13 protein-coding genes are annotated in these 13,234 nt (G+C 48.9%); 1 reads left to right on the forward strand and 12 read right to left on the reverse strand.

The window, feature by feature from the left end; genetic code table 11:
* Positions 1-70: 70 nt before the first annotated feature.
* From IFU39_RS25215 to IFU39_RS25270, 12 genes are all read right to left on the reverse strand, one after another.
* Positions 71-2,548: a heavy metal translocating P-type ATPase gene (locus tag IFU39_RS25215; RefSeq protein ID WP_192135675.1), complete on the reverse strand. Its 2,478-nt coding sequence runs from the start codon at positions 2,546-2,548 to the stop codon at positions 71-73.
* A gap of 225 nt (positions 2,549-2,773) precedes the next feature.
* Positions 2,774-2,974, reverse strand: coding sequence for a copper ion binding protein (locus IFU39_RS25220; protein ID WP_017691004.1), 201 nt, complete (start codon positions 2,972-2,974; stop codon positions 2,774-2,776).
* Positions 2,975-3,034: 60 nt separating this feature from the next.
* Positions 3,035-3,391, reverse strand: a complete 357-nt coding sequence (locus tag IFU39_RS25225) for a metal-sensitive transcriptional regulator (protein WP_091018657.1) — start codon at positions 3,389-3,391, stop codon at positions 3,035-3,037.
* Positions 3,392-3,558: 167 nt separating this feature from the next.
* A complete protein-coding gene (locus IFU39_RS25230) occupies positions 3,559-4,050 on the reverse strand; it encodes a GNAT family N-acetyltransferase (RefSeq protein ID WP_091018422.1) in 492 nt (163 codons plus the stop codon).
* A gap of 123 nt (positions 4,051-4,173) precedes the next feature.
* Positions 4,174-4,359, reverse strand: coding sequence for a hypothetical protein (locus IFU39_RS25235; RefSeq protein ID WP_036616704.1), 186 nt, complete (start codon positions 4,357-4,359; stop codon positions 4,174-4,176).
* 192 nt (positions 4,360-4,551) lie between these two features.
* Positions 4,552-5,163 (reverse strand): hypothetical protein, encoded by a 612-nt coding sequence (locus IFU39_RS25240; protein WP_192135592.1) that lies wholly within the window; start codon positions 5,161-5,163, stop codon positions 4,552-4,554.
* Between the two features lie 256 nt (positions 5,164-5,419).
* Positions 5,420-6,178, reverse strand: coding sequence for a nucleoside phosphorylase (locus tag IFU39_RS25245; protein WP_192135593.1), 759 nt, complete (start codon positions 6,176-6,178; stop codon positions 5,420-5,422).
* A gap of 1 nt (position 6,179) precedes the next feature.
* A complete protein-coding gene (locus IFU39_RS25250; protein ID WP_017691010.1) occupies positions 6,180-6,851 on the reverse strand; it encodes a sulfite oxidase-like oxidoreductase in 672 nt (223 codons plus the stop codon).
* A 47-nt stretch (positions 6,852-6,898) separates the two neighbouring features.
* Complete coding sequence (locus tag IFU39_RS25255) at positions 6,899-7,822, reverse strand: ABC transporter permease (RefSeq protein ID WP_076332630.1); 924 nt, start codon at positions 7,820-7,822, stop codon at positions 6,899-6,901.
* Positions 7,806-8,873, reverse strand: coding sequence for an ABC transporter permease (locus IFU39_RS25260; protein ID WP_091018415.1), 1,068 nt, complete (start codon positions 8,871-8,873; stop codon positions 7,806-7,808). The genes IFU39_RS25255 and IFU39_RS25260 overlap by 17 nt, the downstream gene beginning before the upstream one ends.
* Positions 8,870-10,369, reverse strand: a complete 1,500-nt coding sequence (locus IFU39_RS25265; RefSeq protein ID WP_192135594.1) for an ABC transporter ATP-binding protein — start codon at positions 10,367-10,369, stop codon at positions 8,870-8,872. The genes IFU39_RS25260 and IFU39_RS25265 overlap by 4 nt, the downstream gene beginning before the upstream one ends.
* A gap of 114 nt (positions 10,370-10,483) precedes the next feature.
* Positions 10,484-11,515, reverse strand: a complete 1,032-nt coding sequence (locus tag IFU39_RS25270) for a BMP family lipoprotein (protein ID WP_017691014.1) — start codon at positions 11,513-11,515, stop codon at positions 10,484-10,486.
* Between the two features lie 277 nt (positions 11,516-11,792).
* Between IFU39_RS25270 and IFU39_RS25275 the strand changes: the two genes are divergently transcribed.
* On the forward strand, positions 11,793-13,214 hold the full coding sequence (locus IFU39_RS25275) for a hypothetical protein (RefSeq protein ID WP_192135596.1): 1,422 nt from the start codon (positions 11,793-11,795) through the stop codon (positions 13,212-13,214).
* Positions 13,215-13,234 lie beyond the last annotated feature (20 nt).

Genomic DNA, 13,234 nt, shown 5'->3' on the forward strand with positions numbered 1-13,234 from the left:
GAACCGCGCATTTATTCATCCTCACTTCATTTACAATAAGGCGTTGAATGTATCTCCAAACAAAGGTCGTTCAGTCATTTCTCTTCAGCTTCATGCGTTGCAGACGTAGGGAATTCAGTACAACCGATACGGAGCTGAACGCCATCGCCGCCCCTGCCAGCCATGGAGCCAGGAAGCCAACTGCCGCAATGGGAATACCAATAACGTTGTATCCGAGTGCCCAGAACAGGTTTTGTTTGATGTTACCCATCGTGCGCCGGCTCATTTCAATCGCATCTGCAATGCTGTTCAGATCACCACGCATTAATGTAATATCTGCCGCTTCCATCGCTACATCCGTTCCTGTTCCGATGGCCATCCCGATATCAGCAGTAGCGAGTGCTGGAGCATCATTAATACCGTCACCTACCATTGCAACTTTCAGGCCACTCTCCTGAAGTTTCTTCACTTCCGCAGCTTTACCTTCGGGCAGAACCTCAGCCAGAACTTTACCGATCCCTGCCTGTTCCGCTACAGCGCGAGCAGTCCGCTCATTGTCTCCCGTGATCATGATAACATCAATCCCCATCGCCTGAAGACGACCGATCGCTTCACGAGAGGTATCCTTGATGGTGTCAGCCACTGCCACAATTCCTGCCCACTGACCATCCACCGCTACCAGCATCGCTGTACGCCCCTGCTCTTCCAGTCGGTTCATCTGTTGAACGGTTTCCTCTGAGACATTGACCTGTTCATCCGCAAGCAATCGCCGTGTGCCGACCAGAATTTCCTGCCCTTTTACTGAAGCTCGCACACCATATCCCGGTATGTTCTCGAACTTCTCTGTTGGGATCAGCTCCAGGCCCTTGGCACGGATACCCACAACAATCGCCTCTGCCAGCGGATGCTCGGAACTCTGTTCAGCCGCTCCCACACGTTCAAGCAGATCCGATTCCGTCCAATTCGGAGCCGTGATAACATCGGTAAGCACGGGTTTACCTTGAGTCACTGTACCTGTTTTGTCGAGCACCACGGTCTGAATCTGTTGTGCGGACTCCAGATGTTCGCCGCCTTTGAACAGAATGCCGTACTCAGCAGCACGGCCTGATCCAGCCATGATTGAGGTCGGCGTGGCCAGCCCCAGTGCACATGGACAGGCAATGACGAGCACAGCAATGGCTTTTTCAAGAGAACCGGCGAAGTCACCCGGACTTGCAAACAGATACCAGATCAAGAATGTCAATGCAGCTATGCCGACGACAATCGGAACAAAAATGCCGGATATAACATCTGCAATCCGCTGAATCGGCGCTTTAGAGCCCTGTGCTTGTTCCACCACTTTGATAATCTGGGACAGAACCGTGTCGGAACCTACTCGGGTCGCACGCAGTCGTAATACTCCATTTTTGTTCAGCGTAGCACCTGTAACGGCATCTCCCGGCTTTTTATCCACGGGAAGGCTCTCTCCACTTAGCATGGATTCATCTACAGAGGATTGCCCCTCCTCAACGATACCATCTACTGGTATGCTGTCACCCGGCTTCACCAGAATGAGTTCTCCTACCGCAACATATGCAGCAGGAACCATAACTTCCTGTCCATCCCGGATGACACGGGCTTCACGTGGAGCCAACTCAATCAGGCTTTTGATCGCCTGTGAAGAGCGACCTTTCGCCACAGCTTCCAACCATTTGCCCAGTAAAATTAACGTAATTAGAATTGCACTTGTCTCATAATAGAGTTCTACCGAAGGCATGGCGGCTGCGCCCGTTCCCATTGCACCATGATCCACCGACGCAAAAGGCAAGTACCCACTGGATAACGTCAGATACAGACTGTAGAAAAACGCTGCGCTGGTACCCAGTGCGACAAGAACATCCATATTCGCGCTGCGGTTGCGAAGTGCTTTGTACGCTCCTATATAGAACTGCCACCCAATCACGAACTGTACCGGTGTTGCCAGCAGCAGTTGGAACCAAGGGTTCATGAACAGCTCGGGTACATAGATTCCGGATGTGAACGAGAAATGCCCAACCATTGCCCACAGCAAAGGAATTGATAACAAAGCCGATATCATCCATTTCCACTTTTTGCGTTGCAGCTCACGTTCACGAACCGATGTGGTCTCTTCTTGGGTCAATTGCAGTTCAGCACCATAGCCCATCTGCTTGATCTTGGCAGTAATATCCGAAGGTTTCAATGAGCCCGCGGCATATTCGATATGCCCTGTCTCCAGCGCCAGATTCACATTCGCCTGAGATACCCCCGGTAGTCGGGAAAGACCTTTTTCAATTCGTGCGGAACAGGCAGCACACGTCATACCGGTGATGTTCAGATCAACCGATTCGGACACCGTTCCGTAGCCAAGCGCCTCTACTTTATCCCGCAACGCATTCACGTTGGTTGTCTTTGGATCATAAGATACGGTCGCCTGTTCAATCGCAAGGTTCACATTGGCCTGATGCACACCTTCCATGCGGGACAATCCCTTCTCCACTCGTGTAGAACATGCAGCACAGGTCATTCCCGTGATGTGCAGTGTTGCCTTCAGTCCTGGTGCGTCTGCCATAGCTGGTATTGGGGTGGGTTCAGATGATCTATCCGTTGGTTTATTCGTTGAGTTATCCATCATGTCAGCTCCTTTCATGTCGATTCAATTTTTGTATGTTGCATTCAACATACCCCTAAGGGGTATATATTAGACAGAAAATTAGGCTTAAACCTGGCTCTTGGAAAAAGGTACTTTGACCTCTTTTTCGCCCATGAGCATGTTCGGTTTAAGCCTGTGATCCCTTTAGACTACATCGTATCCCTGATCTTCAATCGCAGCTTTGATCTGATCCACGTTCACCGTCTGCTCATCATATTCCACCGCTACTGTTCCCGCTGCCAGATCAACCTTACCACTCGCACCGGTATTCTTCACAGCTTCTTCAACCGACTTCACACAGTGATTGCAAGACATTCCCGTAACGTTCAACGTAACATTAGACATTGTAAATTCCTCCTTGGGGTATATTAAAATGATAAAATTAATTAGGTGAATTGATTCATCTTACTTCATTAACTTCCGCATCGTAACCAGCAGTTCATCGACAACCTCATGTTCACCAGCCTGAATGCGCTCAACGATACAGCTCTTCATATGGCCTTCAAGCAGAAGTTTGCCTACCGAATTAAGAGCAGACTGAGCCGCCGCAATCTGCGTCAGCACATCATCACAGTACGTATCCTTCTCGATCAATCCCTTGATCCCGCGAATCTGACCTTCCACACGGTTCAAACGAGAAACCAGGTTACTCTTCATCTCCTGCGAATGATGACTCTTGCGCACATGCTTTCCATCACTGCCTTCGGTATGACAGGATACTGCTTCTTGAACTGTAGCCGAAGCTTCCGTTGAATCGGACATGGAGGATTGCAAAGGTTCCTCGGGATGGCTCTGATGATCCATCATGAACACCCCTTTCCTTTCGTTCTTTTCTAAGAGTAACATACCCCATGGGGGTATTCAAGTTCATTTTGATATTTTGTTAAAAATAGATGATTGCTTGTTCGAATTATAAAGAGCAGTGCATCTTACAAGGTATATTCCATCCTGCTGCTGCGAACGACCAGACCCATCTGTTCATAGAAAGCCTGTGCGTCCGAGTTAAACGTCGACACGGATAATTCCACGCTGTCTGCCTGAAGCTCTCTTCCTAGCTCGATGAATGCCTGTATTAACTGTTTGCCCGTTCCTTGGCCCCGATGCTTGGTATCCACTACAAGTTCATGGATGTACAGCATCTTGCGATCCACCATCAATGGGTTATCCTGAATTACACTCAACTGCGCACTCCCGTAACCCAGAATCAAGCCTGTTTCTAAAGACTCGGCAACATACAGGTATCGCTTGTCCGTTTCCAGTAGTTCGGTGAATTCCTTCTCCTCCATTCTGGTCTCTAACACTCTGTATAGATCCGGCCGCGCCTCAACATGCATCTGGTGCAGTTCATCCATCAACCATGACACGCCAGAGTAGTCCCTGAGTTCTGCCTTTCGAATGTTAACATTCCCCTTCGTGCTCATCCCCATCACTCTTTCGTCTGCTGAATTTTACATTATTATACAACCAAAAAGCAGATACCATAAGGGTACCTGCTTCACAAAATTTATCTTCATTCCATCAAGCCCATATGATGCTCATGTTGATTATTTTTTCGAAGAAGTATTTCCTTCATTAAAAGCAACAGGTGATGGCTTCGCTGCCCATTCGTCCGCCTGCGGCTCAATGTCCACTCCGCTCAAGATTTTCTTTTTCTCCATCAAGGAATCCCCGTCTTCATCCAGCTTGTTGCGAATTTCCGCTTCATCCTGAGGTTGATTGTTCTGTGTCATCGTAGAGTCCTCCCTTTTTTCGTATTCATGTTGATGTTCCTTTATATAACGTGCCCATTTTCTGCATTATCATTCTTCGCGAAGGACAGGCCATCCACTTATTCCCCAGATAAAGATAATGACGTATAGATATGCGCCCTAAATACATGCGCATTCTCCATACGTCATTTTCATGATATATCCTGTTCCACGCTAATCGAAATCAACCTGTTTATCCAAAATGATTTCCTCTACTTTGTATTCCAACTCTGGTATGGAGGGAATCAAGGAGAATCGAACGTTTTCCAGAGAAGAAGGGAGGGCAGGAACCACTCGGAAACTAATTTGCGTCTCCCCACCTCCTCCACGACTGCCATGTCTCATGGTGACATGCCTCTGTTCGCTGAATATTTCCAGAGCCAAATGTGGAACCATTTGTATACGCTCAGCTTCATTCCCTTTATATTGAATCTCCACATAAACGAGGCTTTCGCCTTCATATTGCATCGAATGTGTGATCATATACTCACATGAATCTTTAATCATTTTCTTCATAATCGGCACCACACTCGTCAATTGAAGAGGTTCACTTGGAAAGTAGTGTCTTTGCGGCATCGGCTGCACGCTACGAAGAACATATCGGATATCTTCCTCCTTCATATCCAGTAAGCTCACCCATTCATCGATAGTACTTTGAGGGGGTTGGTACTGGACGGCTCCGGTTATTTCCTTTCTAGCTGCAACCAGTTTCAAAAGTTGCTCATCAATCCGCTGTACCTCTTCGTTGTATTCATTAGGAATTTCACGTAATTCACTCCAACCCATATATAATCACCCTCCTAATTTAATAACATGCCATGCAAATACAATTCGCTACTGTACCTGCATCCCCTCTTCTTTTTCAGTTTATTTAAAAGGCTCCACTGAACCAAAAACGAAAAAATCAAAAAGTAAAGGACGCCCCCTGGGTCATATTTATGACCTTACGGGACGCCCTTTTTATATTGTACACCTTAAATGGACATCATCTTCTGTTTTGCTTGTAACAATGAGAAAAAATGTATACTTGCCTTAAACTAACCTATGCCTGATCCTGACGAGCAAGCGCGACTAGCGCTGCCAGAGCGGCATTAATCTCGCGCTCCACCGCTTGTCCAACCGCATCTGTATGCGGATCATACTCAGCAGCCAGATCGCTGTCCGCGAATCCGTCAATCGCGACAATGGCTCCGGCACGAGCGCCACGCAAGGTGCTGACGATGTAGAGTGCCGCAATTTCCATCTCGGCCGCAAGTGCCCCAGCCTGCTTGTACTTGCGGTGTGGAATCTCTTCCACGCCTGCAAAGAACGCATCCAGCGTTACGGTGATACCAACGCCCACTTTGCCTGCAAAGGTTGTAGCATCCGCGTTCCCCTGCTCACGAGCAGCTTCAATCAACGCTTGCGTCACCCCAATGTCCGCTACCGCTGGGAAACCATCCGGCACCAGTTGGCGAGTCAATCCATCTGTACGAACAGCGGCTGTACTCACAATCACACTACCTGCCGGATAATCCGCTGTATACGATCCCGCTGTACCTACACGAATCAGGGTTGTTACACCCGCTCGAATCAATTCCTCGAAGCAGACAGCCGCTCCAGGTGACCCTACACCATGGCTGACCACAGCGATCTGTACCCCTTCGTACAGACCAACAAACGTGCGATACTCCCGACTGAACGCCAGTTCTCTCGCTTGCTCCAACTTACGGGAAATCTTCTCCGCACGTGCCGGATCACCACAGACAATGGCATATGCCGGCATGTCTTCCGAATGAATCTGCAAAATAGGCATCAACATATCAATCAAACTCCTTCTTCGTCCACTCGTCTTCCGGAATCGGCAGATCTTCACCCGAGAAGCGCTGCTCCTTGAACGGATCGGCAAAATGATGGAAACCATTCACTTCCCAGAATCCGTTACGGTCTTCGGTCATGAACTCCAGCCCACGTATCCACTTCGCACTCTTCCAGAAGTAAAGTTGTGGCACAACCATACGCAGTGGAAAACCATGCTTGGGCGTTAGTGGTTCGCCGTTATATTTGAATGCAAGCAATACATCATCATGCATCAATTCTTCGAGCGGTACATTTGTCTCATAATCATGATCCGCATGGATCATGACGTATTTTGCTTCCGGCTTAACCCCCAGAAGTTTCACAAAATCCGAGAAGCGAATACCTTCCCACGGCGTATCGAATTTGGACCAGCGTGTGACACAGTGAATATCACTTACCGTGTTCACCTGTGGCATCGCCTGCAACTCGGCCAGGGAAAACACCTTCTCCTCTTCCACTTCGCCGAATACTTTCAGGTCCCATGTGGACAGGTCATATTCCGGCACTTCCCCTTCATGCAGAATCGGGAATTTCTCCGTCAGCATCTGTCCCGGCGGCAGCCGATCTCCGTGATCGTTACCCGTTTTGGGTGCCGGGGTTTTACTTTTTTTCAAACGTTCAGCCTTGTTATGCAAGTGGAATTCCTCCTTCTTCTTCTGCCTCTAGCATGGGCATTCAGGAATTAACGCGAGCTTCCGCCCGCTTTCAGTGCATCTTGTGCATAAGTGCGGTCTTTGAAAAAGAACATCGCGACCAGCGTTACAATATACGGCAGCATCAATGTGAAATGGGTTGGCAAGGAGAAGCCTTGCAGACGAATACTCAATGCTTCCATGAAGCCAAACAGTACACTGGAGCCCATCACGCCAAGCGGATTCGCTTGCCCCAGCATCGTTGCCACCAGCGCGATAAAGCCACGACCAGCAGTCATGCCTTCGGTAAACATCGTCACCTGACCGAGCGACAACTGTGCGCCAGCCAGAGCACACAACACACCGCACATCAGAACGGCACCGTACTGGATGCCGCGTACCTTGATCCCGATGCTCTGTGCTGCAATCGGGTTCTCACCGACGGAACGCAGGCGGAAGCCGGATACACTTTTGAACAGATAGAATTGCAGTCCAATCACGAGCACAATACCGAGGTAGACCAAGGGACTATGTCCCGATAATACATCGCCCACCCACGGGATGTCTTTGATCAGTGGAATATCCCACTTGGGAAGTCCCACCATGTCCTTGTCGTAGTATGCACCTTTTACATCGAAAATCGCACGCAGTGCAAAGGTCGTCACCCCCGCAGCCAGGAAATTGAGCGAGATCCCGACCACGATGGCGTTGGCCTTGAGATTAATACTTATAAAGGCAAAGAGCGCCGAGAACAACATGACGATAATAATGGAAAAGAGTACAGCCAGCAGCACATTGCCAAACAGATAATTACCGACAATGGCGGAGAACGCACCAATCAAAACCAGTCCTTCAAGACCCACGTTGAACAGACCGACACGGGAACATAAAGCCCCACCGAGCGCTGCAAGCAGGATTGGAGTCATAATCCGCAAGGTTGAGCCAAACATGGCTGCATCAAACAGTTGTTGCATTGGACTTTTTCTCCTTTCTCCGCTTCAGGAATGAATAACCGATCTGAGCTGATACAAATAACGTCAATACGGCCTGGATGACACTGCCGACTTCCAGCGGCACATCCGTGTTCCGTTCCATCCCCATGGCACCTGTCTGTAACGCAGCCAGCAAAATAGCTGCTACAGCTGTACCAAGTGGATGCGAGCGGGCAAGCAGCGTGGCCATAATGCCGCTCCAGGCATAACTAGCCGATGACAACGAGCCATCAAGGAAACGGTACTGTGTACCCAGCACTTCTCCCGCACCTGCCAGTCCAGCAAGTCCACCACTAATGACCATGGACAGCATCATCATGCGAATGCGACGAACACCACCGTAGGTTGCAAAGGACGGGTTGCTGCCGAGCATGCGGATCTCGTAACCCGTCACCGTTTTGTGAGTGAACCAGTAGATCAGCATAGCCGCGACTATGGCAATGATGAAGCCAGCATGCAGTCCCATGCCCTGGAACAACTTCGGCAACCAGATACTTTGATCAATCATGGGTGTCTGAGCCATCGCTGCTGATCCAGTCCGATCCTTGAATGGATAGGAGACCATGTAACCGCCAAAATAGATGGCAATATAGTTAAGTAGTAAAGTTGTAATCAACAGATTCATGCCGAAACGAGCATCCAGCCAACCTGCAAACAGAGACCAGACTCCTCCGGCAACAATACCTGCTACAATCGCAGCAATACACACGAACCAGCCCGGGCCTGGCAGATAGAGCGCCGTGAGCGCAGCACTGAGCCCGCCAAGAATCATCTGGCCTTCGGCTCCCATATTGAAAAATCCGGCCCGGAATGCCAAGGCTACGCCAAGTCCCGCCAAGATGATAGGTGTGGAACGAGCCAGTGTATTGGTGAAGAAGTAGAAGTTGCCGAAGGCCCCTTTCCACATCTCCGCATACGTATCCACCACATTACCGCCAACAATCAGAATCGCCACAGCCCCTGCAATCAGACCGATGAATACGGCAAGCAGCGGCTGTACGAGTCCGCGAAGTGTTTCTTTTACCCGATTCATATCCGCTCTTTCCCTCCTGCCATTAACAAGCTGATCTGTTCCTCAGTTGCTTCCTCTGCTCTCAGTTCCCCGGCAATTTCACCTTCATACATCACAATAATGCGATCCGATAATTGCAAAATCTCAGACAATTCCGATGAAATGAGCAGAATACCCGCACCTTCACTACGTTTGCGTAGCAATTCGGCATGAATCGTCTCCATCGCTCCGATATCCACACCACGGGTTGGTTCGGCTGCAATCAGAAACGGTGTATCCTGTGCAAATTCACGAGCGGCAATCAGCTTCTGCAAATTACCTCCGGACAGAAACTGCGCCTTGGTCTCCGCAGATCCCGTCTTGATGCTGAACTGTTTGATCCAGCTCTCTACCATCGTTCTTGCTGCTTTCGCTTTGATAATGCCACGTGACTGCAAGCGATGATGATGGCCCATCAGTCCGTTCTCGCGAACACTCGCATCCTTGGCTGCTCCCCACATGTAACGATCTTCCGGAATATGAGCAAGTCCATGCTCCCGAATGCGCCGTACAGGCCAATTGGTTGTATCCTGCCCGGAGAGCACAACGCGACCACTGTCTGCCTTACGCAGTCCTGCAATGACCTGAATTAGTTCCGACTGGCCGTTACCCGAGATGCCTGCTATACCAACAACTTCGCCTTTACGAACCTCCATATGGATCTCCTTGAGCGCCGAACGATCCTTGGCCCCGGACAGATTGACCCCTTCCACCTGAAGCACCGCTTCGGCTGGAACCGATGGCTGCTTGTCCATACGCACAAGTTCACGACCAACCATCAGACGGGACAATTCCTCCACATGTGTATCCTTGGCTTCGAGCGTACCTGTCACCTGACCATCCCGAAGTACCGTAATCCGGTCGGCTACATCCATGACTTCTTGCAGCTTGTGCGTGATTAGTACAAAGGTTTTGCCCAGCTTTGCGAGTGATTTCATGTTCGCCAGCAGTTCTTTTACTTCCAGCGGCGTCAGTACCGCCGATGGTTCATCCAATATAATGATGTCTGCACCCTGATGCAGCACCTTGAGAATTTCAACACGCTGCTGCATGCCAAGCGGGCACTCAGATACTTTTTTCCACGGGTCAACCGGCATGCCATATTGTCTGCCAAGCTCATTCACCTGGGCCGCTGCTTTTTTACGGTCAAATGCACCTGCCTTCGCCGGTTCGCGCCCAATCACGATGTTCTCCGCCACCGTAAAGGAAGGGAACAGCATGAAATGCTGGTGCACCATACCGATGCCACTTGCCATCGCCTGGGACGGCGTAGCGAAGCTCACTTCGCGTCCACGGACTTTGATTGAGCCTGACGTAGGCTGTTCCATGCCGTACAACATACGCATCAAGGTTGTTTTACCTGCCCCGTTCTCACCTACAAGGGCATGAATCTCTCCCTCACGCAAATTAAAACGGATGTCACGGTTAGCGGTGAAGCCGCCGTATTTCTTCGTAATGTGCTCCATCTCCAACAGCATATCTCGCGTTCGCTCCTCTCGGTCTCGGTCATTTAATAGCAGCAAAACCGGCTGCCTGATCGGGCAGCCGGCTGATCATTTCCATTACTCATTCATTGAAAAGAACATTCAAAACTATTGTTGCAATGGATCTTTGACTACGATTTTGCCGGATACGATATCATCCTTGATTGCTTTCACTTTGTCGATCACTTCTTGTCCAACAAAAGCATTCAGCGGAGATTCGCTATCACGTGTAACGTAAGTCAGGCCCACACCGTCTTCTTTCAAGCCGTAGTTCACTGCACCTGCTTTGAAATTGCCTTCTACAAAATCTTTCACGGTCTCATAAGCAACCGTATCGGTTGATTTCAATTGAGACAATACGATATGTTCCGGGTCTTCAACCGTACGGTCCGTATCCTGACCTGAAGTATAGAAGCCTTTTTCTTTCGCTGCTTCGAACACACCAAGATCACCTACAGCGGATGCGCCAGCGATGAAATCAGCGCCTTTACCAAATTGTACGAGTGCCAATTCTTTTGCTTTGGCCGGGTCATTAAATCCACCTACATAATTCACAAGGAATTCAGCATCCGGATTCACGGATTCCAATCCCGCTTTGAAACCTTCTGTATATTTCTTGATCAGTGGTACGTCCATTGCTGCGATCATGCCGACTTTGTCTGTTTTGGTGGACAATCCAGCAGCTGCACCGAGCAGGTACGCCCCTTCATATTCACGGAAACCAACGCTACGTACGTTAGGCAGATCCACGGTTGTATCTACAATTGCAAAGGACTTGTCCGGGTTTTCTGCAGCGACTTTCTTCAATGCATCCTCTGCCTGGAAAGTTGCTGTAATAATCAGATCATAATTCTCGGCAACCGCAGCACGCAGATTTTGTTCAAATGCTGCCGGGTCTGTCGATTCAATCGTCTTGGTGTCTACTTTGAATTCTTCGCCTGCTTTTTTGAAGCCTTCATCCATCTGTACAAAGAAAGGGTTAACCCCTATTTTTTCGGGAAGTACGAGGGCCATCCGAAGAGATTTCTCCGAATCACTGCCTTGGGCGGATTGTTCGTCTTTGGAAGCCGAATTCCCACAAGCTGCCAACAAAATAGCCAACATGATGATCGATAAGACGAACGATAAACCTCTTTTCATTTTGAAAATACCCCTTTTCAATATTCTTTTTTCTTATCCTAGCGGATACTGTCGATCCTTGTCAATAAATCTTTGAGCGTATACACTCAATTAGAATATATTTGATGATTTGCTTTCTACCAAGCTTTGGAAACCGCTTTATAGCAAGCTTTTTTTCCATTGACATCCAGCGCGTCTCCGTGCTAAAGTCAATCCAATTATTCTATTCTGATAGGATTTGTCAGGATTATAACCGAAAGCTGATTATTTTCCAACCCATTTTAAGGAGGCTATTCATTTGAAAAAAATCACCCAGATCACGTTGGCGGCCCTACTCGCCGCTCCGGTAACACTCGGCAGCCTTAGCTTGCCCGCTTCCGCTTCTGCAGCATCTGCAACTCCGGCTAAACCCACCACCTCACAAAGTGTCAAAGGACCAGTAGCTCAGGCGCCAGTTGCCTATACGGAAAGCGCAGCGGATTTTGCTCAATTCTTGCAAGCGAAATACAACATTCAATTGCCGCAACAGATGACCAAAGGTGATTTCATTCAAGCCATTGCAGCCATCACGGAAGCAACTCAAGCAAGTGACAGTGAAGCCAAAGCTCCTGTCTTTACCGATCTGGCCTCGGGTGATTCTTCTTATAACGCTGCCGTTTCCTTATTCAATAGTGGGGTTCTTACAGGTACAGAAGTACGTGCCAAGGATCAACTGAGCACTTATACTGCCGTCTTCATCGCGGTGAAAGCAGCTGGATTCAAGGAGCTCGCCTATACGTATCCTGCTGAGAAAACAGCCAAAGCACTTGCCAAGGTTGGCATTAACCCGAACCGTGTTCAGGGACAAGCCGCACAGGAACTGGCTGCAGCGATTGATACAGGCCTGATTCCCGAAAGCCTATACCCCGCTCTCCTTAAGGGTGGCATAGCAAGTAAAGATTTCGCTGATACTCTGCTTGGACGTGTATTGGTCAGTCAAGGGAAATACAAACATGAGATTGGGCGTTCCGGCGATGCGGACATCTATTCCAAACTGTATGCTGCATATCGCACAGCGGATCTGATCGAATCACCTGAGCTGAGAAAGATTGTGGATCAGGCCCTGCGAGATGATCTCGTAACAGGTTATAATCTGAAGGATAGCCGCTTTGATTCCAACTTTATCGATGAACTGACACTTACCTACGGCCACGATAATATTCAACATGCTGTACAGTTGGTTGGTTTGTTGCGTAGCGAAGGTATTGATGCTGATGTGCAATTCCAGCCGAAGACATCCGCCTTCATTTATTTGAAGGAATGGGGAGAGCCGAAGGAAACGCCAGACTATAAAGTGACACAGATCGAAAACGGCAACTATATCGCTTCTGCGAAGGAATATGATATTCAGTTCGAGTTCAACAATGTGGCAGACAAGGTCCGCTTCAATGATATTGTTCTGAAATATGCCAAGAAGAACAGTGACAGTACATCTCCATTGATTCTCAATTCCTGGTGGCAACCACTTTATTACTCACCAACGGCATTGGCCAGCTATCCGGTCATTTCCAATAATAAGATCGCGCTTGGCAATTACTATGCTCAGTCCTTCTCTCTGAAGGAAAATGCCAAATCCATTCGGGAAGGTTTCCTAAAGCTGGCTCCTGATGCGGACATTTCGACGTATGACTTCTGGGTGGACCAGCCCTTCTTCAACTATCTGAACGGTGGATCTGAATAAAATAAATTCCGTCTCCAACC

It is taken from the genome of Paenibacillus sp. CFBP 13594, assembly GCF_014842675.1.
Classification (GTDB): domain Bacteria; phylum Bacillota; class Bacilli; order Paenibacillales; family Paenibacillaceae; genus Paenibacillus; species Paenibacillus amylolyticus_B.